Source organism: Haloplanus vescus (assembly GCF_900107665.1).
Classification (GTDB): domain Archaea; phylum Halobacteriota; class Halobacteria; order Halobacteriales; family Haloferacaceae; genus Haloplanus; species Haloplanus vescus.
Genome location: NZ_FNQT01000001.1, coordinates 235,508 through 261,709, shown reverse-complemented (window position 1 = coordinate 261,709; position 26,202 = coordinate 235,508). Strand labels below are relative to the sequence as shown.

The 26,202-nt window shown below is 67.5% G+C and carries 26 protein-coding genes; 18 read left to right on the top strand and 8 right to left on the bottom strand.

Features of this window, described 5'->3' with window-relative positions:
• From BLU18_RS01370 to BLU18_RS01355, 4 genes are all read right to left on the bottom strand, one after another.
• Positions 1-1,542: a bacterio-opsin activator domain-containing protein gene (locus BLU18_RS01370; protein ID WP_092630316.1), complete on the bottom strand. Its 1,542-nt coding sequence runs from the start codon at positions 1,540-1,542 to the stop codon at positions 1-3.
• 57 nt (positions 1,543-1,599) lie between these two features.
• Positions 1,600-2,622 carry a sensor histidine kinase gene (locus tag BLU18_RS01365; protein ID WP_092630313.1) on the bottom strand — a complete coding sequence of 341 codons (1,023 nt, stop codon included), beginning with the start codon at positions 2,620-2,622 and terminating at the stop codon, positions 1,600-1,602.
• Between the two features lie 213 nt (positions 2,623-2,835).
• A complete protein-coding gene (locus tag BLU18_RS01360; RefSeq protein ID WP_092630310.1) occupies positions 2,836-4,116 on the bottom strand; it encodes an outer membrane protein assembly factor BamB family protein in 1,281 nt (426 codons plus the stop codon).
• Positions 4,117-4,167: 51 nt separating this feature from the next.
• Positions 4,168-5,676, bottom strand: coding sequence for an outer membrane protein assembly factor BamB family protein (locus BLU18_RS01355; protein WP_143025207.1), 1,509 nt, complete (start codon positions 5,674-5,676; stop codon positions 4,168-4,170).
• Between the two features lie 250 nt (positions 5,677-5,926).
• On the opposite strand from BLU18_RS01355, the gene BLU18_RS01350 reads away from it, so the two are divergent.
• The 4 genes from BLU18_RS01350 (at position 5,927) to BLU18_RS01335 (ending at position 8,397) form a co-directional block, all read left to right on the top strand.
• A complete protein-coding gene (locus tag BLU18_RS01350) occupies positions 5,927-7,159 on the top strand; it encodes a hypothetical protein (RefSeq protein WP_092630303.1) in 1,233 nt (410 codons plus the stop codon).
• 89 nt (positions 7,160-7,248) lie between these two features.
• The gene (locus BLU18_RS01345; protein WP_394327333.1) at positions 7,249-7,608 is read left to right on the top strand and encodes a helix-turn-helix domain-containing protein; all 360 of its coding nucleotides are present in this window, start codon (positions 7,249-7,251) and stop codon (positions 7,606-7,608) included.
• Positions 7,608-7,931, top strand: a complete 324-nt coding sequence (locus BLU18_RS01340) for a DUF7521 family protein (protein ID WP_092630296.1) — start codon at positions 7,608-7,610, stop codon at positions 7,929-7,931. Before BLU18_RS01345 ends, BLU18_RS01340 begins: the two co-directional genes overlap by 1 nt.
• Before the next feature lie 115 nt (positions 7,932-8,046).
• Positions 8,047-8,397, top strand: coding sequence for a hypothetical protein (locus BLU18_RS01335; protein ID WP_092630293.1), 351 nt, complete (start codon positions 8,047-8,049; stop codon positions 8,395-8,397).
• 79 nt (positions 8,398-8,476) lie between these two features.
• Here the strand turns inward: BLU18_RS01335 and BLU18_RS01330 are convergent, their stop codons facing one another.
• Complete coding sequence (locus BLU18_RS01330; protein ID WP_092630290.1) at positions 8,477-8,863, bottom strand: DUF7522 family protein; 387 nt, start codon at positions 8,861-8,863, stop codon at positions 8,477-8,479.
• 220 nt (positions 8,864-9,083) lie between these two features.
• On the opposite strand from BLU18_RS01330, the gene BLU18_RS01325 reads away from it, so the two are divergent.
• From BLU18_RS01325 to BLU18_RS01315, 3 genes are all read left to right on the top strand, one after another.
• Complete coding sequence (locus tag BLU18_RS01325) at positions 9,084-10,400, top strand: methyl-accepting chemotaxis protein (protein WP_092630287.1); 1,317 nt, start codon at positions 9,084-9,086, stop codon at positions 10,398-10,400.
• A gap of 100 nt (positions 10,401-10,500) precedes the next feature.
• A complete protein-coding gene (locus BLU18_RS01320) occupies positions 10,501-11,139 on the top strand; it encodes an NAD(P)-dependent oxidoreductase (protein WP_092630284.1) in 639 nt (212 codons plus the stop codon).
• Positions 11,140-11,216: 77 nt separating this feature from the next.
• On the top strand, positions 11,217-12,056 hold the full coding sequence (locus tag BLU18_RS01315; RefSeq protein WP_092630281.1) for a M14 family metallopeptidase: 840 nt from the start codon (positions 11,217-11,219) through the stop codon (positions 12,054-12,056).
• On the opposite strand, the gene BLU18_RS01310 is transcribed toward BLU18_RS01315, so the two are convergent.
• The 3 genes from BLU18_RS01310 to sucC form a co-directional block, all read right to left on the bottom strand.
• A complete protein-coding gene (locus tag BLU18_RS01310; RefSeq protein ID WP_092630277.1) occupies positions 12,053-12,679 on the bottom strand; it encodes an RNA 2'-phosphotransferase in 627 nt (208 codons plus the stop codon). The genes BLU18_RS01315 and BLU18_RS01310 overlap by 4 nt on opposite strands.
• A gap of 30 nt (positions 12,680-12,709) precedes the next feature.
• Positions 12,710-13,579 (bottom strand): succinate--CoA ligase subunit alpha, encoded by an 870-nt coding sequence (gene sucD, locus BLU18_RS01305; RefSeq protein WP_092630274.1) that lies wholly within the window; start codon positions 13,577-13,579, stop codon positions 12,710-12,712.
• A gap of 82 nt (positions 13,580-13,661) precedes the next feature.
• Positions 13,662-14,807, bottom strand: a complete 1,146-nt coding sequence (sucC, locus tag BLU18_RS01300; protein WP_092633559.1) for an ADP-forming succinate--CoA ligase subunit beta — start codon at positions 14,805-14,807, stop codon at positions 13,662-13,664.
• A gap of 212 nt (positions 14,808-15,019) precedes the next feature.
• Between sucC and BLU18_RS01295 the strand changes: the two genes are divergently transcribed.
• Genes BLU18_RS01295 through BLU18_RS01245 form a run of 11 tightly spaced genes read left to right on the top strand, consistent with a single transcriptional unit; the run spans position 15,020 to position 26,150 of the window.
• Entirely contained in the window at positions 15,020-15,610 is a 591-nt protein-coding gene (locus tag BLU18_RS01295; RefSeq protein ID WP_092630271.1) for a hypothetical protein, read from the top strand.
• Positions 15,607-16,248 carry a QcrA and Rieske domain-containing protein gene (locus BLU18_RS01290; RefSeq protein ID WP_092630268.1) on the top strand — a complete coding sequence of 214 codons (642 nt, stop codon included), beginning with the start codon at positions 15,607-15,609 and terminating at the stop codon, positions 16,246-16,248. The genes BLU18_RS01295 and BLU18_RS01290 overlap by 4 nt, the downstream gene beginning before the upstream one ends.
• 1 nt (position 16,249) lies before the next feature.
• Positions 16,250-17,605, top strand: a complete 1,356-nt coding sequence (locus BLU18_RS01285; protein WP_092633557.1) for a cytochrome b — start codon at positions 16,250-16,252, stop codon at positions 17,603-17,605.
• Positions 17,598-17,789, top strand: a complete 192-nt coding sequence (locus BLU18_RS01280) for a DUF8120 family protein (protein WP_092630266.1) — start codon at positions 17,598-17,600, stop codon at positions 17,787-17,789. Before BLU18_RS01285 ends, BLU18_RS01280 begins: the two co-directional genes overlap by 8 nt.
• Entirely contained in the window at positions 17,782-20,628 is a 2,847-nt protein-coding gene (locus tag BLU18_RS01275; RefSeq protein WP_092630263.1) for a nitrate reductase subunit alpha, read from the top strand. The genes BLU18_RS01280 and BLU18_RS01275 overlap by 8 nt, the downstream gene beginning before the upstream one ends.
• Positions 20,625-21,674 (top strand): nitrate reductase subunit beta, encoded by a 1,050-nt coding sequence (gene narH / locus BLU18_RS01270; RefSeq protein WP_092630260.1) that lies wholly within the window; start codon positions 20,625-20,627, stop codon positions 21,672-21,674. Before BLU18_RS01275 ends, narH begins: the two co-directional genes overlap by 4 nt.
• Positions 21,667-22,512 (top strand): ethylbenzene dehydrogenase-related protein, encoded by an 846-nt coding sequence (locus tag BLU18_RS01265; protein ID WP_092630257.1) that lies wholly within the window; start codon positions 21,667-21,669, stop codon positions 22,510-22,512. Before narH ends, BLU18_RS01265 begins: the two co-directional genes overlap by 8 nt.
• Positions 22,512-23,189, top strand: coding sequence for a molecular chaperone TorD family protein (locus tag BLU18_RS01260; RefSeq protein ID WP_092630254.1), 678 nt, complete (start codon positions 22,512-22,514; stop codon positions 23,187-23,189). The genes BLU18_RS01265 and BLU18_RS01260 overlap by 1 nt, the downstream gene beginning before the upstream one ends.
• Complete coding sequence (locus tag BLU18_RS01255) at positions 23,189-24,007, top strand: DUF8068 family protein (protein ID WP_092630250.1); 819 nt, start codon at positions 23,189-23,191, stop codon at positions 24,005-24,007. Before BLU18_RS01260 ends, BLU18_RS01255 begins: the two co-directional genes overlap by 1 nt.
• A complete protein-coding gene (locus tag BLU18_RS01250) occupies positions 24,004-24,891 on the top strand; it encodes a HEAT repeat domain-containing protein (RefSeq protein WP_092630247.1) in 888 nt (295 codons plus the stop codon). The genes BLU18_RS01255 and BLU18_RS01250 overlap by 4 nt, the downstream gene beginning before the upstream one ends.
• Positions 24,888-26,150: a P-loop NTPase gene (locus BLU18_RS01245; RefSeq protein ID WP_092630244.1), complete on the top strand. Its 1,263-nt coding sequence runs from the start codon at positions 24,888-24,890 to the stop codon at positions 26,148-26,150. The genes BLU18_RS01250 and BLU18_RS01245 overlap by 4 nt, the downstream gene beginning before the upstream one ends.
• Positions 26,151-26,202 lie beyond the last annotated feature (52 nt).

Here is a 26,202-nt window from a genome sequence, read left to right as displayed (position 1 = left end):
TCAGGACTCTTCGGCGCGCTCTTCGAGATAGGCATCCAGCAGTTTCCGCTGGCCAGCGCGCAGGTGATGGAGTAGCGTCGACCCCGTGATACCGAGGTCGGTGGCGACTTCTTCGGCCGTGCTGCCACGCGGCGACTCGAAGTAGTCGGCGAGGTATGCAGTCCGGAGGACCATCTTCTGGCGGTCGGTCAACGCGTCGTCCACCTCGTCGCGGAACTCGCGCGCTGTCGTCACTGGCCGTTCGCGCTCTGTCTTCGAAACGAACGCCGCGTCGTACTCGCGGGTGACCGTCTCCACGATGCGACGCACGTCGCCGTCGGGCGGCAGGTCGACGACGAGTCGACCCGACCCTCGCTCGAACGTCGCTTGCCGAACCGTGCCACCCAGTGAAGACACCGCGAGCAGCGGCGTCGAGCCACGCATCGTGAGTTCGACGGTCCCGCCCGACTCGGCGTCGCCGACGACGCGGCTTTCCTGGACTGCCTCGACGTCCGCCGCGGCGCGAGCGAGCGCTTCGGGGTCGTCGCCCTCGACGGCGACGAAACAGAGCATCGCGTCGTCGTCCTGTGGCACCGTTCCCTCCAGTCGCAGCGTCGCGTCGAGGGACCGACTCAGCCTCGTCAGCGCCGAATCGTCGCCGAGTTCGAAGGTAATCTCCGCGACGGCGTCCGAGAGTAGTAGGTTCCGGTTCCGAACGGCGGTGATGGCGAACCCCGCCACGTCGCCCAGCGTCTCGAAACTGGCGCGTTCGCGCTCGGCGAACGCTTCGGTGCCGCTGGCGTAGACGCCGACGACGCCGTGGACGTTCGGGCCGTAGACGAGCGGAATCGAGAGCGTCGACTGCACGCCGTCGGCGAAGCCTGCCGTCCGCACCGCGTCGGGGACTGCCTCACTCGACGTGAGCGGTTGGACCGCGTGTAACTGCCCGCTCTCGACCGCTCGCTCCTCGGCAGTCGCCACGCTGCCGTCGTCGAGCGCGCCGCGGATGGCCTCGAAGGTCTCGCCCGTCTCGCCGGCCACCGCGCGGACGACGAGGTCGTCGCAGCCGAGGTCGTGTTCGCCGACCCACGCGAACTCGTACAGGTCGGTCTCGCCCAGCCCCCGACAGACAGTCTCGGCTATCTCTTGCCGGGACGTGGCGTCGACGAGGGCCGTCAGGATGTCCGAGAGCACGTCGTCGATGAGGGCGGTCCGCTCGCGTTCCTGCCGCAACTGGCGGAGCGACCGCTCGTTGCGACGGGCCGCCGTCACGTCGCGGACGTAGACCGTCCCGCCCGCTTCGTGCGACACGACGGAGACGGCGAACCACCGTTCGAGGTCGGGGTAGTACTCCTCGAACTCCGTCTCTGTGACTCCGTCGCCGTCGAACGCGGTCAGAAGCGTGTCGTCGACGGAGCGCGGATACACCTCGGCGAGCGGCACGCTGGTCGGGTCCCCCGTGGCGTCGACGAGCGACCGACCGCGCTCGTTGCAGTCGCGGACCACCCCGTTGGCGTCGACGTCGAGGACGCCTATCGGTGCCCGCCGTAGCCGGTCATCCATGACTCGATACGCTCCCTTCGGTCACGCAGTACCTGATAGTTTCGGGGAGCGGCGCCATCACACTCTGATTTCGAATCTGACGCCGCCGTCTTCCGCCGTCGTGAGCGTCAGGTCCCAGCCGTGCGCGACGACGATTCGGTCGACGATTGCGAGGCCGAGTCCGGTGCCGCCCTCGCGGGTGGAGTAGCCCGGTTCGACGACCAAATCGAATTCGTCCGGCGGGATGCCCGGTCCCGTGTCGGTGACGTAGAACCCGTCTTCGAGCGCGCCGACGGTGACTGTCGGGTCGCTCTCCGCCTCGTCAACCTCGGTTTCCGCCCCGTGCTCCACACTATCATCGGCCTGTGGCCGGTTATCTGTGGAGCCATGCTCCACACTATTTCGGAAGAGGTTCTCGAACACCCGTCGGACGTGGTCGGGGTCGGCGGTGACGGCGGGGAGCGAGTCGGAGAGTTCGAGGGTCGCACGTTCGGTGTCGACCGATTGCCAGGCGTCCGTCGCGGCGGTTTCGATGGACACCGTATCCGAGGGGTCCACGACGGCGTCGCCACGCGTGAGCGTGAGCACGTCGCGGATGATTCGCTCCATCCGGTCGTGGGCGTCGGCGACGGACTCGAAGTGGGCTTGCTCGCCCGTCTCGCGCGCCGCCTGGAGGTGGGCCTTGGCGACATCGAGCGGATTCCGCAGGTCGTGGCTGATGACGCTGCTGACCTGGTCGACGGCGGGAGCGCCGTCGTAGTGAGGGCACTGCTCCAGGTCGGCGAAGACGAGATACCCACCCTCGTCGTCGGGGAGCACGCGGGCGCAGAACGGGCCTCGGTCGCCCTCCCTGTCGAAGTAGAGACGGACGCGCTCACCCCGAACGAGGTGGGTAATCGGGTCCTCGGTGCCCGTCGTGTCGCGGACGGTGAAGCGGTCGAATATCGTCGACACGGGCGTGTCGGTGGCGAACTCGTCGAACTGTCGCTCGAACGCCTCGTTGGTCGCCGTGATTCGGGCGTCCCGACGCTCGACGGCGTAGGCGAGCGCGGGGTCGGAAAACGCGTCCAGCGGAATCGCCGCAGGGCTATCGCCCGTCATCGGTCTGCCGTGCTCACTCCGTGAATCGGTGCCGACTCAGATGACGAGAGAACAGACGAGCGACGAGGACGGTTTCCAACGCACCACATGGTTCCGCGTTAGTCAAGACGCGCGTTTAGTGTTACCTCTTGATTCTCACTCGGAAACACGGTCACGGGGTTTTCGTCGCACCCGGGCGGGTCGCACTCGAACGCGGCGACGACTCGGCGATGTTTATTCGAGCACGTGGACGCCCTCGCCGTCGCCGTAGTACACCCGGTCGCCGACGAGTGCGACCGGATAGCCGCCGTACGACGCGCCGGGTCGTATCGTCCACAACTGCTCGCCGGTCGCCGCGTCGAACGCGTGGAGCACGCCCGTCTCGGCCGGGCCTTCGGCCGGCGGACAGTCCGGCGTCGTGTTGGCCGTCGAGACACAGACGCTCGGCGACCCGGGGTCAGCGCCGCCGGCGACGACGGTGTCGCCGCCCACCGCGGGCGGGCCGAGCATCGCCCCGTCGTAGCGCCATCGCTGGGTCCCTCGCTGTCGGTCCAGCGCGACGAGCGAGCCGTCCGGCGGGTCCGTCGTCGCCCGATACGGGGACGCGTACACGCGGTCCTCGTCGACGGCGATGGTGCCGATTCCAGCCCACGTGTACGGCGTCATCCATCGGTCGTCCTCCAACGGGAGGTCGTACCGTCTGACGGTGGCGTTCGTGTCGGCGAGGCGGTCACCGTACTGCGGGACGAACAGTGCGTCGTCGGTCAGGACGCCCGAGTACACCTCCGGACTCCACCCCAGCCGAACCGACTCGCTCGTGCGCGGCCCCGGGTCACGAAGCAAGCCGTCGACCGTCTCGCCGGGCGCGACGAACTGGATGCGGTCGGACGTGAGGACTCCGACCCGCGCGTCGTCGGCGACGATGCTAGGATACCGCGCCGTCTCGACGTCCCAGCGACGCGCGCCGGAGTCCGGATGCACGCCGTAGACGTGCGTGCGCCCCGTGACGTAGACCGTCCCGCTCGTCTCGTACACCGCCCCGGGCGAGGCGTCGCCGGTGAAACTGCGCCACCGCTCCGCTCCCGACGCTGCGTCGAGGGCGCGGAGCGTGTCGCCGCTGACGTACACCCGCCCGGCGTGATAGGCGAGGGCGTCGCCACCGACGCCGACTCGCCATCCCTCGTCCCCGTCGCGTGCGAGTGCGACCGTCTCCGCGTCCGTGCTCGCGTACACGTACTCGGGGCCCACGACGAGGGCGGAGACGACACCCGACAGCGGCGCCGACCAGACGGTCGCGGGGTCCGACCGCGGCGGCGACGCGGACGGGTTGGTGCGCGTGTTCCGCGCGTCGTAGCCCGCCGACGGCCACGTCCCGTCGGGTGGCTGTGTCGCGTGCCCGATTCGACGCTGTGCGGGCGCCCGTGCTGACCGGTTTCCCTCGAGACAGCCCGCGAGCGCGAACGTGCCAGCGGCGGCGCCCAGTTGGAGGACTCGTCGCCGAGAGTGGGGACGCATGGCGCTGAACTGGGCCGCAGACACACTTAGTTCGTGTGACCGGACGACGGCTCACTCGTCGGAGCGACCCCAGAGCAGGTACCCGAGGCCGACGCCGAGCAGTGAGGCGCCGGCACCGACGCCAGTCCCCAGCAGGAATCCCGCTCCCTCGTCTTCGTTGGCGGAGCGACGGACGCTGTTTCGGTGGTCATGCTCACTCTGGACGGCCGCGTCTCGGGGCGCGTAATCGCGGCGGTTCACCACACCGTCGCCGTCGGTGTCTCTCCGTTCACGCTCGGCCGTTTTGGTGGGTGTTCGACAGGAGGCGCCGTCGGAACCGGGATTCGACTCCGCGTTCGCGAGTGCGTAGAGCCGTCCGGTGTCGTCGCCGACGTAGACGATTCCGTCGACAACGACCGGTGGCGTGTTGACTCGGTCGCGCAGTTGGTGTGTCCACTGCATGTCGCCGGAACCGTCGACGCTGAACACGTTGCCGGCGTCGCTCCCGAAGACGACGCTCGGGGCGTCCGCGCCGACGACAGCGGGGCGTTGGCTGAGCCTCGCACCGCCGTCGAAGCGCCAGCGTTCCGCGCCTGTCTCCCGGTCGAAGGCGTACAAGTTCCCGTCGGTCGCGGCGACGTACACCGTGTCGGCTGTGACTGCCGGCCGGGCCCGCACCTCGACGTCGTCGCCCTCGAGCGTCGTTCGCCAGCGTTCCTCGCCCGTGGTCCGGTCGAGCGCGGCCACGACGCCCGTGTGGCTTCCGGCGAAGACAGTCTCTCCCGTCACAGCGACCGAATTGACGTACTCGCCGAGGTCGACTTTCCACGCGACGCCGCGGGCCTCGACGTCGAACGCGATGACGGTGCCGGCCGTCGTGCCGCCGTAGACGTGCGTGCCCCGACCGGCGAGCGTCCCGTATATCGAGTCCGTGTCGCCCTGGATGCGATAGGCCGTCTCACCCGTCTCGGCGTCGAGGGCGTGCAACACCGCACCGGTGGTGGCCCCGTCCTCGTCCATTCGCTTCGCGGCTGTGAACACGGTGAGTCCTTGCCCGTCCACGTCGAGGAGTAACGGCTCCGCCGTCACTCGTGACAATCGACGAGTCCACAGCTCGCGCCCCGAGTCGTCCCCGAGACAGGAGACTGCGTCGCCAGTGCCGACGTACACGCGTCCGTCACGGACCGTCGGCGGGCCGCCGTCGATTCTCGCTCGCCACTGCCGCTCGCCGGTTCGAGCATCAAGCGCGCGCAGTCCCTCGGGGGTGGCTGACAGCACCGTTCCATCGACGACAGCCACCTCGGACTGGCGATTCGCAGCGTCGGTGCCGACACACCACTGCCGGGAGACTGCTGCTTCCGGGGGAGATTCGTCGGCGTTGTAGCCGGCTCGTGCCGGCGTGACGCCGCTCGTTCGATGCGTCCCGATTGGCTGGTCGGGGTCAGTCGGCGCCGCGGTAGGGGTCGCTGTAGAGCCTCCCGTCTCGGACGGGGAGTTTGGTGTCGCAGCGGCGACACCGCTCCAAGCGACCGTCGCGCCGAGCATCGATAGCAGCTGTCGTCGGGTATGGAGGGCTGACACGGCAGGCGATGGCGTATCCCCGACGAAAGAGATGGCGGTCTCGTCCGGTGTCTCGTCCCGAACACCATCCACGTGGAGGCGTTCGAAAACTCGCCATCGACGCTCCGCGATAGTGCCCGGTCACACTGAGAGGGACGTAGCGAAGAGCCGATGCGACCCACTCTGACATAAAAACCCACCGACGACCTGCGCGTGACTGGGGCCGAGAATTTCGTTATATGGCCGTCCCGTCCGAGCGTCGAACTGCAGCATGCCCCCTCGACATCGGCCCTCCATCGATTCGACGCGCCGCCGCCTGCTCGCAACCGGCGGTGCAGCACTCGCAACGTCGCTCTCGACGCTGACTGCCGGGTGTCTCTCTAGTCTTCCACCGCTCGGCGGGAACCAACGCTACGGTCGTCTCGACGTTCCAGCTGGAGACGACCCCACGTACCGAACGTGGCTTCCCGCGCCGACGAGTACCGATTCGCCAGACCCGTACGCGTTCGTCGCGTTGCAGTCGACCGGTCCTCGGCCCGGCGCACCGGAGAAGTTCGTCGCGGGACGCGCGTACAGTAAGGCAGACGTAGACTACTTCGGGGTCGGTTTCGAGAACTACGACCAGTTCCTAGATTCCAGCTTCGGAACCGTCATCGAGGCGGCCTTCGACCGGGCGCACGTCGTCGAAACTGTCGCCGGCAGTGGCTACGAACGTACCGGCCAGTACCGAGGATTCGACGTCTTCGCTCGCTCGGACGTCCCTCGGCGCGTCGCCGTCGGCGACGGGGTCATCGTGTGGGAGAGCGAACACGTTCACAGCCGGCCGAATCTGGAAGCAGTCGTCGACGCAGGCGGCGGCGAACGGCCCCGATATCACGAGGCGAACGCGGGATTCGAGCAGCTCACGACGGCGGCCGGTGGGAACGCATACCTCATCGTCAACACGGAGAGTCACGACCCGACGGGGCGACAGGCGATGCTCGCCGACGCGTTCAGATTCGACGGCGAGACGGCCTATCAGATAGTCTATTACCGCTACGACGGAGCTTCCGTGCCGACGACGCAGGCACTGGAGAACGCCCTCCGTGAAGACGACTACCGATTCTCGGCGGAGGCCGAAACCTTCGACGTCCACGTAGACGGCCAGCTCGCGACGGTCGAAACCCGGATACCCTTCGATTCGAATCCCGAGAGAGACCCCCAGTTGGACCTCCCGCAGGTGACGTGGGGCGGACGCCACGAGGCGGAGCGCGTCACGATTCGACACGAGGCCGGCGAATCAGTCCGCGCAGACAGGCTCTATTACGACATCGACCATCCGGACGACGCCGGTGAAATCGAGAAACGGCCCCTCTGGTCGGACGCCGACACCGTTTCGTCCGGGGCGGAAGCGACCGTGGACCTGAGCGAGCATCGCGACGCGAGGGGGGTCAGTCTCGTGTACTCGACGGGTGGAACGCACTTTCACGTACTCTTCCACGTGGCCCTGGAGGGCGACCGATGACTGACGTTGCGTACCGAGCGCCGAGCGCCAGGTGCCGACGTCTCCGCGAGGTGATTGAGTATGAAATCCAGAATGTTTGTACGACGCTGATGAGTCCGGATAGACAGATGCCCGACGTGGACCTCGCGACCGTCGTCTCACTGCTGGACGACGAGCACGTGCGCTCGATTCTGGCGGCGACCAGCGAGACACCGCTGTCGGCCGCCGAACTCAGCGAGCGCTGTGGGGTCTCGACGTCGTCGATTTACCGCCGACTCGACCGGCTGACCGATGCCGGCCTCGTCGGGGAACGAACGCGACCACGGTCCGACGGCCACCACGAGACGGTGTACGTCTCACGGCTCGAGCGATTCGAACTCACGGTTCACGACGGCGAGTTGGCGTGGGACATCGACCGGGAAAGCGACGATATCGCGGACCAACTGACGAACATGTGGGGGAAATTCTGATGTCGGTCGTTGGATTCGGATCGCCGGTCGGCCTGCTCGCAGGGGCCGTATCGACCGTCTCCGCGGTTATCGGCCTCTACATCGGCTATCAAGCGTATCGCGGGCTTCGACGAAACGACGAGCGGTCAATGCGCTGGCTCTCGGTCGGGATGATACTCCTCTTCGGGCTGACGTACACGCTCGCGGTCACCGGCCAAGGACTGCTCGCGTTCCGCGTCCTTCCCATCGACCTCCAAAACGTCGTCCGCCTCCTCGTCAGGCTGACCCAACTCGCCGGGTTGGTGTGTATCGCCTATTCGCTACAGATTGCGACGGAGAGCTAGCCTGCGTATCACCACTTCTCGACCGCTGCCCTCGTCGTCATATTAGCAACAAGACACACGTGTGCAGAGAGTATGATCAATCCCCGTGCAACGTTCCAGACGGCGATTCACGGCCATGATGGTCGCTGGGGTCGGCAGTCTCTCTGGCTGTTCGATGGGCAACGTAGACGATATCACGGTGCGAAACGAGACGGAGTGTGAAATCACCGGTGAGATTACCGTAACCCGGGTCGACGACAGCAAGCAACTGCTCGACGACACGTTTACGCTCGCCCCCGTCGAGGGCGTCCTTCGAGGGACGAAAAAGCAGTATTCCAACGTCGTCGGCGCGGAGACGGCACGCGTCCACGTCACGATTCGAGACGGCCCCGAAGGGACACACGAATTCACAGATAGCGCAGATTCGCGGGGGTTGGATGTCGAAGTGCATCCCGATGCAATCGAATTCGATGTCGTCGTCAGTTGAACTCGCCAGCCGGGTCGAGGACTCTCACAGTGAGTTCTCTGGCAGTAATCGAAGACTCTGAATAGAGAACCCTACCGACCTACTGATACTCCAAATCGTCGTAGATCTGCCGTCGACACGTCTCGATGAACATCAACAGCTCTCGTCCGGCGTCCGCCTCGACGCTCACCAAGATGACCTCGCCGTCGTCGAACGGGAACAGGAACACGAACGCCTCCTCGTAGTAGTGGACTAAGGCGCGGCGCTGCCCGATTTCCCCGATTTCGTCGTCGAAATCGAACGTCTCTCCGTCCCGAAACGTGTCGAGAACGTCCTCGTACGACCCGCCGTCGTAGGTCTCTTGCAGGTCCGAGCGGAGATATATCCCGGCCCACCGGTCGGGCCGTAGAACGACGACGGTTCGGAGTCCGTCGTCGATTTGCTCGCGGAGATACGTGGTGATGCGATGTGCGGCATCCTCGATCATTAGTAGTCTGTCGGGGTAGCCGAATATAGACTTCTCGGCGGTATGATTAGTACGTCTTCGATTGACGTACGGTTCGTGAGTGCTCCGCCGATGGAGTGACGTGATTTGTCACTCGGTCAGAGAGACACTTGATTCGCGTCGCTGAACGCTTCGCACCGTTGTTCTCAGAGATTATAATAAGGTCACAACAATTAGAACACCCACCCAAGAAGAGCTAGCAATGGCACAAAGCGACGCGATGCAGGAACTGTTACCGGACTCTATGGACGCCGATGCGGGATTCTGGCGGCGGACGTTCGAATCACTGATTGCCGATTTGCCGGAGCCGGCGTTTGCCGTCGACGCGGACGGCGTTATCACGCAGTGGAACGGCGCGCTCGAAACGCTGCTCGGCCTCCCGTCGAGCGAGGCAGTCGGGATGAACGCCTACGACGTGTTCGGGACCGAAGGCGAATCCGAGACGCTCGCCGAGGAGGTTATTCGGACGGCGACACCGATACGCGAGTCCGAGTTTCGGTCAGCCGAACGGCCGGACGGGTCGACGGTCCACGCTCGCGCGGTGGCCGTCCCCTTGCTCGGGCCGAACGGTGACACTATGGGTGCGGTCGAGTTCCTGGTCGATTTCAGCGATATCGTCGAACAGCGGACCGAGCTGCAGGAACTCCAATCGCAGATGACCGGCGACGTCGAATCCGCGGTCGACGAACTCCGGACGTCGGCACAGGCGGTCACCGAGCAGTCGAGTGAGATTCGAGACGTCGCGGACGAACAGGCTAGCAACCTGAACGAGGTCCAGTCGGAAGTCTCCGGGTTCAGTGCGAGCGTCGAGGAAATCGCCTCCAGCGCCGAAGAAGTGAGCGACCAAAGCGAGCGAGCGAGAGACCTCGCCGAAGAGTCCGTCGAGACGGCGACCGAGACCATCGAACGCGTCAGCGCGGCGACGGAGTCCGCCGAACAGGTCGCCACAGACACGGCAGAGCTCCAGGACCACATTGCAGAAATCGACGAGTTCGTCGAAGTAATCAACGATATCGCGGACCAGACGAACATTCTGGCGCTGAACGCGAACATCGAAGCCGCCCGCAGCGACGGCAACAGCGACGGGTTCGCAGTCGTCGCCAACGAAATCAAGGAGTTGGCAAACGAGTCGAAACAGCACGCCGACGAGGTAGAGACCATCGTCAAGGAGGTCAGCGAGATGACCGACCACACGGTCGACGCCGTCCAAGAGACGATGGACGAGATTCAGCGCGGACTGTCGGACTTGGAGACGGTCTTGGACAACCAAGAAGCAATCCGCTCCGCGACGATAGAGACCGACCAAGGAATCACCGAAATCGCGGAAGCCACCGACGACCAAGCGGCGAGCGCGGAGGAGATGGCCAGCATGATAGACGGCGTGTCGCGGCGGGCCGCCGACATCTCCGAGTCCATCGACGGCTTGGCAGACGCCAACGAAACTCAACACCAGATGGTCGAGGACCTCGTGGAGAACGTCGACCGCGTTGAGCGACAGCTAGCCACCATCATGTCGTAATCGCGAGTCGCGGTCGGCGTTCGGCAACCTATATTACGCTCGTGTGCGATATTCTCGCCATACCCGCGTTCGCGGGACTTCCCTCCGTCAGCACCCTCTCATGAACGTGTTACTCCTCGGCGCGAGCGGACGCATCGGACAGCGAACGGCCGCCGAACTCCTCGACCGTGGCCACGTCGTCACGGGCGTCTCCCGAAGCGGGGCGGTCGAGGGAGTCGACGACGAGGACTTCGTCGCCGTCGCCGGCGATGCGACCGACGCCGACGACGTGGCGAAGCTCGCGGCAGGCCACGATGCCGTCATCTCGACCCTCGGTCCGGACGAGGACGCGTCACCCGAGATTCTCACGACCATGATGAGCGCCGTCATCGAGGGCCTGCGCCGGGCGGGCGTCTCTCGACTCGTCTGGACCGGCGGCGCCGGCGGACTCATGGTCGGGCCGGAGACGATGCTCATCGAGACAGCGGACTTCCCCGAGGAGTGGGAACCGGTCGCACGGGCCGCTATCGACGCGTACAACGTTCTCAGCGATGCCGACGACCTCGCGTGGTCGTACGTCGCGCCCGCGGCACTTATCGAACCCGGCGAGCGAACCGGCGAGTATCGGACGGCCGACCGCGAACTCGTGGCCGACGACGACGGTGAGAGCTACATCTCGATGGCGGACTTCGCCATCGCGCTCGTCGACGAACTCGAGGACGGGGACGCCGTCCACACCTACCTCGGGACCGGCTACTGACGGCGCGTGTCGGTCGCGAGCGTCGGCGGGCGGGTGGTAGGGAACAGTTTTTCGGCCGTCGCTGTCAAGGGCCGTCCATGCAGGTCCACACGGTCGGTGAGGGAACGCCGGAGGTGGCGGTCGTCGGTGCCGTCCACGGTGACGAACCCTGCGGCGCGCGGGCCATCGAACGCTTCCTCGCGACGGACCCCGACGTCGACCGCCCGGCGAAGTTGATTATCGCGAACGAACGCGCACTGGAAGACAACGTGCGCTACGTCGAGACGGATTTGAATCGTGCGCTCCCGGGCGACCCCGAGAGCGACCTGTACGAGGAACGACTCGCGCACGAACTCCTGACGGAAGTCGAGGGCTGTCTCTCCTTGGGCATCCACTCTACGGTGTCCTCCGAGCGAGCGTTCGCCAACGTCGCGTACCTGAACGAGCGAAAGCGCGACGTGGTCGCGCACCTGCCCGTCACCGCCGCCGTCGATTTCACCGTCGTCGCCGACGGGCGCTCCGTCGAACTTCCCGGCTTCGTCGACATCGAAGCGGGGTATCAGGGGTCCGAGCGCGCCGTCGACAACGCCTACGACTGCCTCGTCGCCTTCTTCCAGCACACCGGCGTCCTCCCCGGCGACCCGCCGGCTCCGGACCCGGGCTTCTACGAGGTCAGCGAAGCCATCTACAAGGAACCGGGCGAGTCCTACGACGTCCTCGCCGAGAACTTCGAACGCGTCGCGCCGGGCGAGACGTTTGCGACGGCCGACGGCGACGCACTCGTCGCCGACGAGGCGTTCTGGCCCGTGCTCATGTCCGCGGATGGCCACGACGTCCTCCTCGGCTATCGCTCGACGTATCACGGCCCGCTCTCGACCGTCGAAGTGGCGGCAGAGGCCGAACGTGCACCCGTCGCCGACGACGCGACCGACGACTAGTCCTCGACGACGGTCAGGAACGCGGGCGGCACTCGGTCGACGGTGTACGTCCCCTCGCCGCGCTTGGCGATTCGAAACTCCTCGGCGAGCGCCGCGGCGTCGACGGCGAAGACGACCGGGTCAGAGGCGTGGCGCCGCCCGACCGCCCGCGCGTCCTCGCGGGTCGCCGAGAGATGGACCTGCTGGCGCCCCATCGGCTTCAGTCCCTCCTCGCGTATCGAGTCGGCGGCCGATGGCGACGTGCCGTGATAGAGTCGGTCGGGGACGGGGTCGTCGGTGGGGTCCAAGTCGACGTCGACGGAGTGACCGTAGGCGGCGCGGACGCGGCCGTCGTCTCGTTCGAACCGCCCCTTCGGGTCCGTCGCCACCACGGCCGCGACGGCGTCGCTGTCGGCCCACGGGTAGCGCTCGCTCACCGCCTCGACTACCGCCGGCCACGCCGTCCAACCCTGGTCGTCCAGCGACAGGCCGGCGTCGTCGGGGAAGTGTCTGAGCGCGCCGCTCAGGAACTTCGAGAGCTGGGTGCGGCGGTCCGCCGGAAGCACCGTCTCGCCCACGGTCCCGCAGTGACAGGCACCGTCGCTGTAGCCGTGCGCCGGACAGCGTCGAACGGGGTCGGACACGGGCCGAAGTGAGCGGCCCGCGTCAAAAACCTACAGGAAGTCCTCGATGTGGTCGGCGACCTGTTCGGGCGTGTCGCCGACGGGGACGCCGGCGTTGTTGAGTGCCTCGATTTTGCTTTCGGCGGTTCCGGTGCCGCTTCCGGAGACGATGGCGCCGGCGTGACCCATCCGCTTGCCCGGCGGGGCCGTGCGCCCGGCGATAAAGGCCGCGACGGGCGTGTCCATCTCCGTCGCGATGAACTCCGCGGCCTCCTCCTCGTCCTCGCCGCCGATTTCGCCGCACATGGCGACGGCTTCCGTCTCCTCGTCGGCCTCGAATCGTTCGAGGGCGTCGATGAAGGAGGTGCCGATGATGGGGTCGCCGCCGATGCCGATGGCGGTGGTCTGGCCGATGCCGCGGCTGGTGAGGTTGTCGACGACTTGGTAGGTAAGCGTCCCCGACCGGGAGACCAGCCCCACCTTGCCGTCGTCGAAGATGTTGCCCGGCAGGATGCCGAGTTTCGCCTCGCCGGGCGTGATGATGCCGGGGCAGTTCGGACCGATGAGGGCCGTATCCGTCTCGCGGAGGCGACGGGCCACCTTCGACATGTCCTGTGTCGGGATGCCCTCCGTGATGGCGACAACGAGGTCCAGCGAGGTGTCGAGTGCCTCGAAGAGTGCGTCGGCGGCGAACGCGGGTGGGACGAACACGACGGAGGCGTCGGCGTCCTCGTGTCGCACCGCCTCGTGGACCGTGTCGTAGACGGGGACGCCTTCGACTACCTCGCCGCCCTTACCCGGCACCGCGCCGGCGACGACGTTCGTGCCGTACGCCATCATCTGCTGGGTGTGGAACGACCCCTCGCCGCCGGTGATGCCCTGCACGACGACGCGGGTGTCGTCGTCGACGAAGATACTCACGCGAACCACCCCCCGGTGGTTCGCGTGAGGTCGTCGAGCGTCGTCTCACGAGCACTGCGAGCGAGAACGTGCTCGACGGAACTCATTCCGCCACCTCCTCGGCGTTCGCAACCGCCCGCTGGACGGCGCCTTCGAGCGTCTCTTCGACCTGTACGAGCTCCGTGTTGAGTATCTCCATGCCTTCTGTCGCGTTGGTGCCCGCGAGGCGGACGACCACCGGTTTCGGTATCTCGTCGAACTGTTCGAGTGCGTCGTTGATGCCCCGCGCCACCTCGTCGCCGCGCGTGATGCCGCCGAAGATGTTGAACACCACCGAGTCGACGTTGGGGTCGGAGAACACCATATCGAGGGCGTTGGCGACGCGTTCGGCCTTCGCCCCGCCGCCGATATCGAGGAAGTTGGCGGGCGCTCCCCCGTAGTAATCGACCAAGTCGAGCGTCGTCATCACGAGGCCCGCGCCGTTGCCGATGATGCCGACGTTGCCCGAGAGACGGACGTAGTCGAAGCCGTACTCGCCGGCCTTGCGCTCCAAGTCGTCCGTGTAGGACTCCTCTTCGAGTTCGGCGAGGTCGGAGTGTCGGAAGAGTGCGTCGTCGTCGACGTTCAACACGGCGTCGGCGGCGACCACGTCGCCCTCGCTCGTCACCATCAGCGGATTTATCTCCGTCTCGCTGGCGTCGTTCGACTCCCAGAGGTCGTAGAGCGTCTGGAGGACGCTCGTGACGGCGCGCGCGGCGTCGTCCGGGATGCCCGCACCGTACACCGCCTTCCGCGCCTGATAGGGGTGGAGGCCGAATGCGGGGTCGACGTGCTCTCGTGCGATGGCTTCGGGCGTCTCCTCGGCCACCGTCTCGATGTCGACGCCGCCCTCCGAGGAGACCATCACCACGGGTTCGCCCTCGCCGCGGTCCATCGTCACGCCGAGGTAGAGTTCGTCGACGAAATCGACCGCCGACTCGACGAGCACGCGGTCGACGGTGTAACCTTTCAGGTCCATGCCGAGAATCGCGTCCGCGGCGTCGCGGAGCTCGGCCTCGTCGCTCGCGATTTCGATACCGCCGGCCTTCCCGCGGCCGCCGACGTGAACCTGCGCTTTGACCGCGACGGGATAGCCCAAGTCGCGGCCGGCGTCGACCGCTTCGTCGACGCTCGTGGCGAGCCGGGAGTCGGGGGTCGGAATCCCGGCCTCGGCGAAGATACGCTTCGCCTGATACTCGTGGAGTTTCATCGTGGAATCGCCCGACATTTTCGGCGAACAGGAGTTAGTAGTATCGGTCAGGTGGATGACGTTCGGGGACGGCAGCGAACATCCGGTAACACTCTATCCCCGAACGCCAGTCCCACTTTCTTGTAACGGTCGGGGTATTTTACGATGCTCGTGGCGGCACGCTCAGTTATGAGCGTCACACAACCACCAGCCGACAGGCCGACCGGAGGACCATGAGACGGAACACGGTCGTCATCGTTGCGCTCGTCGTGACGGTGTTGCTGCCGATGTGGTACGTCGCTCTCCACGGCGAACCACCGTCGGAGGAAGTCGCCATCGACGAGAGCGTCACGGAGCTCCGGCCGCTACAGGGAGTCGCCGACACGCCGAACAAGCTCTCGCCGAGCCAAGTCGGCGTCGTCGTCTGGGTCGCCCTGTTCGGCCTCGTGGGCGTCCTGACTGCGGTGCATCGCTTCATGAACGAGGCCGTGCGGCCGCCAGACGACGCCTCGCCCGCAGTCTCCGCCGACGGGGGGACGGAGGTCGTCTCCCTCCCGTGGCTCCAGACCGACCATCGCTGGATCGTGGCGTATCACGACGCCACGGACGCCATCGAGGGACTGCTCGCCATGGGTGGGCTGACCGTCCTCGCCATCGTCTTCGCCGCGCTGTTCACCGGCGAGTACCTGACGCTGGGGCGGACTCAGTACTTCGGCATCTACGCCACCGGCATGTTCGTCTCGCTGGCGCTCTCCACCGTCGCGTACTACGCGTGGTTCATGCCGCACATCGAAGTCGCGGAGCAACGGGGGCACGACCGATGACGGGAGAGGACTGCGACGACTGTCCCTGTGAGGAGGAGGCGAGCTCGGTGCAGCCGAGCATCTACACCGACCGCCGAGCGCAGATGGAGATTCAGCGGCGGGACATCGCAAAGCTCCTCGCGACGGTCGGAGGGCTGACGGCCGTCGCGAGCCTCACCGCGCCGCTCGCGGGACTGACGCAGGTGTTCGAGCGGGGGTACAGCGGCCCCGTCTACTCCGACGGCATCCACCTCGTCGACGGGTCGGGCGAGCGCATCACCGAGGACCGACTGGCGGAAGGCGAGCAGCTGACCGCCTTCCCAGAGCCCCGACCGGGAATCGAGGACGCCCCGACCCTGCTCGTGCGCTTCGCCGAGGACGAGTTCGGCGGCGACACGAACATGGCCTACACCGTCAGCGGCTACGCCGCCTACTCGAAGGTGTGTACGCACGCGGGCTGTATGGTCTCGAACCGCGAGGGGTCGACGTTCGTCTGCCCGTGTCACTTCGGGAAGTTCGACCCCACGTCGGGGGCGGCAGTCGTCGGCGGGCCGCCGGGGCGCGCCCTCCCACAGCTCCCGATAACCGTGACCAGCGACGGCTATCTCGTCGCGACCGGCGACTTCGAGGGCGCCATCGGACCGGGAGGTGGCGAGTGACATGAGCCGTTCCAAGCGTGTCTACGACTGGTTCGACAGCCGTCTCGACGTGGCGGGAGCACAGGGCTTCCTCGGCAAGGCGTTCCCCGCCGAGGACTCCTTCCTCCTGGGAGAGGTCGCCCTGTTCTGTTTCCTCTTTCTCGTCCTCTCGGGGGCCTTCCTGGGGTTCTTCTACGAACCCTCCACCTCCGACGTGCAGTACGACGGTCCCGTGGCGGAGTTCCAAGGCGAGGAGATGCCGGAGGCGTTCGTTTCCGTCCTGCACATCACCTACGCCGTCCCGTTCGGGATGTTCATCCGCCGACTCCACCACTGGGCGGCCCACCTCTTCGTCGCCTCCATCGGGTTGCACATGTTACGGGTCTTCTTCACGGGCGCGTATCGCAACCCCCGCGAGCCGAATTGGGTGGTGGGAACCGGGCTGGCCGTGCTGGCGATGGGGGCCGCGTACACGGGCTACGCGCTCCCGTTCGACGAGTTCGCGGCCACCGCGACGGGTATCGGCTACAACCTCACCGTCTCGGTGCCCATCGTCGGCGACTTCTTCGGGGAAATCATCTTCGGCGGGCAGTTCCCGACGAGTGCGACCATCCCTCGGCTCTACTTCCTGCACGTCCTCGTCATCCCCGTCGCCATCGGCATCGGGTTGGCGGTCCACATGGCCATCCTGATACGGCAGAAACACACCGAGGCACCCCGCGACGACGACGTGCAGGTCGGCGAGGAGACGATCGACCGCGACGACGACAGCGTCATCGTCGGGCTCCCGGCCGTGCCGAATCAGACGGCCGTAAGCGCCGTCGTCTTCTTCCTGACCGCGGCGACGCTGTCGGCGCTCGCCGGCTTCCTCCCCGTCCACAACGTCGCGGAGTACGGGCCGAACGACCCCGCGTCCACGCCGGCGCTCATCATGCCCGACTGGTTCCTGATGTGGGTGTACGGCTTCCTGAAACTGCTCCCACAGTGGCTCACCTTCTCGGTGGGCCCGGTCCACGTCAACACGGAGTTCCTGGGCGGCATCGTGCTCCCCGGACTGGTGTTCGCCGCCATCATCGCGTGGCCGTTCGTGGACCGAACGGAGGCGACGCACTTCACGGCCGACCCGCTAGACCGACCGCGACAGACCGCCGTCGGCGTCGCCGCCGTCACGTTCATCATGATCGCTTCCATCGCGGGGATGAACAATATCCTCGCGGCGCAGGTGCTCGGGACGACCACGGACGTGGTCAACCCCGTCCTGACCGCGGCGCTGCTGGGCGTGCCGCCGCTGTTCGGCGGACTCACGTACCTGCTCTTGCGCGACGGAGCGTCGGGAGCGACCGCTACGCCCGCATCCGGAGGTGGGGGCGATGACTGAAACCGACCACCGCCCGGCGCTCACCGCCCGCCAGTACAGCCTGCTAGATACGACGAGCAAACTGCTCGGTCTCGGCCTCGTCGCCGCCGGCCTCGAAGCTGGCGGCGCGACGCCGACCGGTTTTGCTCTCGCCGTCGTCGGCGCCGCCTGTGCGACCGCGACGGTCTTCATCTCCCATGAGTAACACAAACGACGGACGGACGGACGGTATCGGCAGACGCGACTTCGTGAAGGGGCTCGGCGCCGCATCGCTGCTCGGTGCGACGGGGCTTTCCTTCGCAGACGACGGCATGAGTGGTCTCGATGTCGTCGACGACCCAATCGGCGACTACCCCTATCGCGAGTGGGAGGACCTCTACCGCGACCAGTGGGACTGGGACTCCATCTCCCGCGCCACCCACAGCGTCAACTGCACGGGGTCGTGCTCGTGGAACGTCTTCGTCAAGGACGGCCAGGTCTGGCGCGAGGAGCAGGCGGGTGACTACCCCACCTTCGACGAGAGCCTGCCCGACCCCAACCCCCGCGGCTGTCAGAAGGGAGCCTGCTACACCGACTACGTCAACGCCGACCAGCGCGTCTTGCACCCCCTGCGACGCACCGGCGAGCGTGGCTCCGGCCAGTGGGAGCGCATCAGCTGGGACGAGGCGCTGACCGAAATCGCCGACCACGTCATCGACGAGGTGGAAGCGGGGCGGTACGACGCCATCTCGGGCTTCACGCCCATCCCGGCGATGAGTCCCGTCTCCTTCGCGTCGGGGAGTCGCCTCATCAACCTGCTCGGCGGCGTCTCGCACAGCTTCTACGACTGGTACTCCGACCTCCCGCCGGGACAGCCGATTACGTGGGGGACCCAGACGGACAACGCCGAGTCCGCGGACTGGCACAACGCCGACTACATCATCGCCTGGGGGTCGAACATCAACGTCACCCGCATCCCCGACGCGAAGTACTTCCTCGACGCGGGCTACGAGGGAGCAAAGCGGGTCGGAATCTTCCCCGACTACTCCCAGACGGCCATCCACACCGACGAGTGGCTTGCGCCGGAGGGCGGGAGTGACACCGCCCTCGCCCTCGGCATGGCCCGGACCATTGTCGAGGAGGGCCTCCACGACGAGGCGCACCTCAAAGAGCAGACGGACATGCCCCTCCTCGTCCGCGAGGACACGGGCAAGTTCCTCCGGGCGAGCGAGGTGGGCTTGGCGACGGGCGCCGACGACCCCGAGAAGGTGTTCGTGATGGTCGACGCCGACGGGGACCTGCGTGCCGCACCGGGGTCGCTCGGCGAACGCGACGGCCAACACGACCCCGAGGCGAGCATCGAACTCGACTTCGACCCGCAACTCGACGTGGCCCGGTCCGTCGACGCCGCGGAGGGAAGCGTCGAGGTGCGGTCGGTGTGGGCGAACCTACAGGACGAACTCGCCCAGTACACGCCGGAGTTCGTCCACGAGGAGACGAGCGTCGGCAAGAGCACCTACCAGCGCATCGCCCGCGAGTTCGCCGAGGCCGACGCCGCGAAGATAATCCACGGCAAGGGCGTCAACGACTGGTACCACAACGACCTGGGCAACCGCGCGATTCAGTTGCTCGTCACGCTCACGGGGAACCTCGGCGACCCCGGCACGGGCCTCGACCACTACGTCGGCCAGGAGAAGATTTGGACCTTCCACGGCTGGCAGGTGCTCTCGTTCCCGACCGGAGACGTCCGTGGCGTCCCCACGACGCTGTGGACGTACTTCCATTCCGGCATCCTTGACAACACCGACCCCGACACCGCCGCGAAGATTCGTGAGTCCATCGACCGCGGGTGGATGCCCGTCTACCCCAGCGAGCGCCCCGACGGCTCCCGTCCCGACCCCTCGACGATGTTCGTCTGGCGGGGGAACTACTTCAACCAAGCCAAGGGCAACGTCGCCGTCGAGGAGCAGCTGTGGCCCAAACTGGACCTGGTTGTCGACATCAACTTCCGGATGGACTCGACGGCGCTGTACTCGGACATCGTCCTCCCCGCGGCCAGCCACTACGAGAAACACGACCTCTCGGAGACGGACATGCACACGTACGTCCATCCGTTCACGCCGGCGGTGGAGCCGTTGGGTGAGGCGAAGACGGACTGGGCCATCTTCCGTGACCTCGCCCAGAAGATTCAGGAACGGGCGCGAGAGCGCGGGGTCGACCCGGTCGAAGACCGGCAGTTCGACCGCACCATCGACCTCACGACGGTCTACGATGACTACGTCCGCGACTGGGAGACGGGCGAGGAGGGTGCGCTGGCCGACGACCGCTCGGCCGCGGAGTTCATCCTCGAACACTCCGAGGAGTCGAACCCGAGCGACAGCGACGAGCAAATCACGTTCAACGACACGGTCGAGCAACCACAGCGACTCCTCGATGCCGGCGACCACTGGACCTCCGACATCAAGGAGGGCGAACCGTACGTCCCGTGGCAGGACTACGTCCACGACAAGGAGCCGTGGCCAACCTTCACCGGTCGACAGCAGTACTACATCGACCACGACTGGTTCCTCGAACTCGGCGAGGAACTTCCGACTCATAAGGAGGGCCCGACGTCGACGGGTGGGGACTACCCACTCGCGTACAACACGCCGCACAGCCGGTGGTCGATTCACTCGACGTGGCGTGACGACCCGAAGATGCTCCGCCTCCAGCGTGGCGAACCCGTCGTCTACCTCAACCCCGAGGACGCCGAGGAGCGCGGCATCGAGGACGGCGACACCGTCGAGGTGTACAACGACCTCGGCGCGATAGAAGTGCAGGCGAAGGTCTACCCCTCGGGCGAACCGGGGACGGCACGGCAGTTCTTCTCGTGGGAGAAGTTCCAGTACCCCGAGCGGAACAACTTCAACACGCTCGTGCCGATGTACATGAAGCCGACGCAGTTGGTGCAGTATCCCGAGGACACGGGCGAGCACCTCCACTTCTTCCCGAACTACTGGGGGCCGACCGGCGTGAACAGCGACGTGAACGTGGACGTGCGGCCGACCGGAGGTGACACCGAATGAGTACCAACGAGGAGACGAACGTCAACGTCGCGGAAGGAATCGACCATCAGGTGGCGATGGTGATGGACCTGAACAAGTGCATCGGCTGCCAGACGTGTACCATCGCGTGCAAGTCGCTCTGGACCGAGAGCGGCGGCAGCGAGTACATGTACTGGAACAACGTCGAAACCAAGCCCGGCGAGGGGTACCCCCGCGGCTGGGAGGACTCCGGCGGCGGCTGGACCGACGACGGGAGCGAGCGCCAGACAGGCGAAATCCCGTCCCGCGAGGACTACGGTCGCTCGTGGGAGTTCAACCACTCCGAAATCATGTACGAGGGGAGCGACGAACCCCTCCGCCCGCGCGAGGGCGCGGAGTGGGGGCCCAACTGGGACGAAGACCAAGGCGCGGGCGAGTACCCCAACAGTTACTACTTCTACCTCCCGCGCATCTGCAACCACTGCACCCACCCCTCCTGCGTGGAGGCGTGTCCCCGACAGGCGATATACAAGCGCGAGGAGGACGGCATCATCCTCGCCGACCAGGAACGGTGTCGCGGCTACCGCTACTGCGTCGAGGGGTGTCCGTACAAGAAGGTGTACTACAACGCCGTCTCGAAGAAGTCGGAGAAGTGCATCTTCTGTTACCCGCGCGTCGAAGGCGAGGGGCCGGACGGGGAGACGTACGCCCCCGCCTGCGCGGAGGAGTGCCCGCCCCAACTCCGACTGGTGGGCTTCCTCGACGACGAGGACGGCCCCATCTACAAGCTGGTCGAGGAGTACGAGGTGGCGCTTCCCCTCCACCCCGAGTTCCGCACCGAGCCGAACGTCTACTACATCCCGCCGTACGCGCCCGGCCAGCACACCGAAGACGGGGAGTCGGTCGACGTCGACCGCATCCCACGGCAGTACCTGCGGGAGCTGTTCGGCGACGAAGTCGACCAGGCGCTGAACACCATCGAACGCGAGCGACAGCGCGCCCGACAGGGTGCGGACAGCGAACTGATGGAACTGCTCCAGCACAAGAACCCGGCCAAACAGTACCGACTGGGTGTCTTCGATGACTGACGAACGAACGCGCGCGCTGGCGACGGCGCTCGTCGTCGGCGCACTGGTGCTCGGGTCGACGATAGCGCTCGCCTCGCCGGTGGTCGACGCCCGCCCGGCCCACGAGATTCCGGTGACCGAGCGGTCGGACGCGGACCTCGCGTCCCCGACCGCAAAGGGGTGGTCGTCGGTGCCTGCGTCGGACGTGGCGCTGTCGAGCGCGCCGAGTAGCGTGCCCAACGCCGCGGATACGTCGGTCGAGCGAGTCCACGTGCAGGCGGTCCGGAGCGACGGACAGTTCTACGTCCGCCTGCAGTGGGAGGACCCGACGCGCAACACGAGTTCGGAGGGGCCGGAACAGTTCGTCGACGCCGCGGCCGTCCAGTTCCCGGCGGACACGAGTTCGCGGCCCCCAATCGCCATGGGCGGCCAAGACAACCGGGTGAACGTCTGGTACTGGGGCGGCGACGGCACCACGCAAGAGATTCTCGCCGGCGGCGCGGGGTCGACGACGCCGTTCCCCTCCCCCGCCGTCGACGCGAACGCGGCCTACGAGGACGGCACGTGGACGGTGGTCTACACCCGCAGCGTGGCGAGCGAGAGCGCCAATCGCACCGACCTCGACTCGACCGACACGCTTGACGTCGCGTTCGCGGTGTGGAACGGCGGCAACGGGGAGCGCGCGGGCCGGAAGAGCGTCAGCGAGTGGCACTACTTCCTCGCGGGCACCGGCCCGCAGGGACCGCCGTATCAGACGCTCCTGTGGACCGTCGCGGGAATCGCCATCGTCGCCGTCGTCGGCGTGACGACGTTCGGCGTCCGCCGTGCGCGCGGCGGTAACGACGGAGGTGGGTCCTGATGGCGACGGTCAACGACGCCCTCGGCGACGGCGTGGACCCCGACGCCGCCGCGCGGGGCGCCGTGTTCGCGACGCTCGCTCGAGCGTTCCAGTACCCCACCGACGAGTTCCACGACGCGGCAGTGACTGGGGCGCTGGAATCGTCTCTCCAGCAGTGTCTCGACCGGACGCCTCTCGACGTGTCGGTCCCAGACCTGCGGACCGACGACGACTACCAGACGCTGGCGGCCCGGTACAACGACCTGTTCGAGCTCGGATACAGCGAGTACACCGACCGGACCGACGGGTCGCTGGAGGCGTCGGGACCGCCCGTCCCGCTGTACGAGTCGAAGTACCGACCGGACCAGTCGTGGAACGACGTGAACCTCGACCTGGCGCGGGCGTACGACCACTACGGCATCGAAATCGACGACGACCAGCGCGACAACCACGACGCGCTCCGGTACGAACTCGAGTTCGCGGGCTATCTGGCGCGCCGGGAGGCTGCCGTCGACGACGCGGCCGCCACCGCGCGCCTCGACTTCCACGACCGCCACCTCGGTCACGCGGCCGCGGGCATCGCAGAGCGCATCGACGACGAGCCCGGAACCGACGTGTACGACGGCCTCGCGCGCCTGCTCGAGTCGTTCGTTCGCGCGGACCGAAACGACCTCGCGGTACGACTGGAGGGAGACTGATGACGGCCACACACACCGGGTGGCGCCGTGCGGCGCCGCTCCTCGAAGGTCGACGAGAGGCCGTCGTGGGCGTCGCGGCGGCGGCCGTCGTCACCCGGGCGCTGACGACGACTGTCGCGAACGCGCCGGTCGGCCCGTCGGGCGTCGGCGAGTCACTGGTGGGTCTTGCGACGGCCGTCGTCGCACTCGCGGCGGTCGGTCTGGCGCTCACGACCTCCGACCCCGTCGCCGGCGTCGGCCTCCTCTTCGTCGGCGTGTTCGGCGCGCTCTCCACGCTCTCGGGTGCCGTCGCCCTGCCCGCCGCCCTCGCGGTCGGTGGCGGCGTGGCCGCCGTCGCCGTCGCGCGTCGGGAGTCGCTGCCGACCGTCTCGGCAGTCGCCGTCGGGGGCCTCGTCATCGCGCTGGCGGTGGGCCTCGGAAGCGGTGTCGGCGGGGTGGCGGCGCTCCGTCCGGCGGCGTCGACGCTGGCGCTTCTCGGCGTCGGGACGACGCCAGTCTTCGCCGCGACGACGGGGCGGGGCGCCATCGCGGGCGGCCTCGCGTTCGGCGCCGTCGTCGCCGTCGGCCTCGCGACCCCCTTCATCACCGGCGCGGTGACGCTCGTGGCCGGCGGCGTCATCGGCACGTCGCTCCCCGTCGTCGCGTTCGCGGTGGCGGGCGCGGTGACGACGGCGAGTGCGGCCGTCCGGCGCAGCGAGTGGCTCCTCCTCGCTGGCGTCGCGCTCCTCGCGTTCGCCGGGGCCCCCGCCACGCTCGACCGGGCCGTCCCCTTCGCACTCGGCATCGCGGCGCTGACGCTCCGGGAGGTGGACCGATGACCGACCACGACGACGAGGAGTTCCAGAAACACCTGGAGGAGGAGCCAGACCCGCAACTCGACCCGGCGAAGAGCCCGGGGTTCCGGAGCGACATCGAGGCGCTCGAAGACATCGAGGTGAGCCGCGAGGACGTGACTATCGGCAACGCCGACCCCGCGGAGCTGGCCGCGGCCGACACCGACCCCGTCGACGACGAGGAGACGGCGGCGTTGCTCGCGGACCTCGACGCTGCCGACCCAGTCGACCGGCGTCGCGCCGCCCTCGCGCTGAAAGACGAGGCGACGACGGACGCTGTCGTGGCGGGCCTCGCGAAGGCGGCGACACGGGGCGACGACGCCGACGTGCGCCAGTTCGCGGTGGAGGCGCTGACGGCACACGGGACGGCCGACGGAGCCGCGGCGAGCGATGACGGGACGGCCGCCGACGAACGCGCCGCGGCCGCCGCCGTCTCCTGTCTCGACGACCCGGACCCGTGGGTGCGGGCGGAGGCCGTCGTCGCCCTCGACAACATCGACCGCGAGTCCCACGAGGCGGACATCGAGGCGGCGGTGGACGACGACCACCACGCCGTGCGCCGGAACGCCGCCATCTCCCTGTTCAAGCTCCGGGGCGAGGCGATGGCGGACCGACTGCTCGACCTCTCGCACGACGACAGCGAACGGGTCCGGGAGTGGGCGGCCCACATGCTGGGCGGCGTCGACTCGGACGCGGCCCGCGCCCGCCTCGCCGACCTGACCGACGACCCCGCGACTGTCGTGCGACAGACCGCCGAGCGCGCCCTGGAGGCGGAGCCGTCGCGGTTCCGCCGCCAGTTCGGGGCGCTGGAGAACGACGCTCGCCTGCTTCCCGGCGAGGACCGACTCAACCGGATGCCCGACCTATGACGGACACCAACGACACGACAACGGTAGCACAGCCAGACGACGCGACGCTCTCGGACCGCGTGGAGGCGGCACTCCGCGCCGTCCGCGACCCGGCGGCCGGCCTCTCGGTCTTCGAGGCGGGGTTCGTCGAGGACGTGACCGTGACCGAGGGCGAGGTGCGAATCGAGGCCGACCTCCACGCGCTCGACGCCGACACGGGACAGGGCGTCGTGGATGCCATGTTGCGCGCCGTCGACGACGTGGACGGTGTCGAGGGCGTCCACGTCGAACGCGCGTCGCCGTCGGCCGAGGGGCGAGCGAGCGTCGGCGCCTTCGACCACGTCGTCGCCGTCGCGAGCGCGAAAGGTGGTGTCGGCAAGTCCACCGTGGCGACCCACCTCGCCTGTGCGCTCGCCGCCGACAACGACGTTGCCCTGTTCGACGCGGACATCCACGGCCCCAACGTGCCGTCGCTGGTCGAGGCGAGCGGTCCCATCCATGCCACCGACGACGGCGACCCGATGCCTGTCCGCCGGCGCGGCATGGACGTGATGAGCGTCGGCCTGATGGAGGACGGCGCGCCACTGGCGTGGCGGGGGGCGATGGCCCACGACGCGCTCTCGGACCTCTTCGAGAACACGGCGTGGGAGAACGACGACGTACTGGTCGTCGACCTGCCGCCGGGGACGGGCGACGTGGTGCTCACCACGCTTCAAGACGTGCCGGTGGACGGCGTCGTCGTCGTCACGACGCCCTTCCACTCTGCCATCAGCGACACCGGGCGTACCGTCGAGCTGTTCCGCGACAACGACGTGCCCGTCCTCGGTGCCGTCGTCAACATGGCGGAGTACGTCTGTGACTGCTGTGGCGAACCGAACGACCTGTTCGAGGCGTCGACGGACGCACTGGACGCGCCGGTGCTCGCGGAACTCCCGTTCACCAAGGAGTTGCAGGGGACGCCCGAACCCGGCGACGTGCCCGAATCGGTGGCGACGCTGGGCGACCGGGTCCGCACGGCGCTCGACGAGGCGTGGACGGTCGGCGCCCCCGACGACGCCGTCGACATCCGCGACTGCCCGCCAGAGGAACGCAAGCAACGCGTCCGGGAGCGGTTCGAGTCGCTCGACGGGGGCGGTGCGTTCACCCTCGTCAGCGACCGCGACCCGACGCCGGTCGGCGACTTCCTGAGTCGACTCGCCGAGACGCCGCGGGCGGCGTTCGACATCGAAGTGCGGCGCGCGACGCCCGATGACTGGGTGCTGGAGACGACGAAGCCCTGAGTCACGACGGGCGCGCCCACTCGTGGTAACAGGTGGATGTTGACGTGCGACG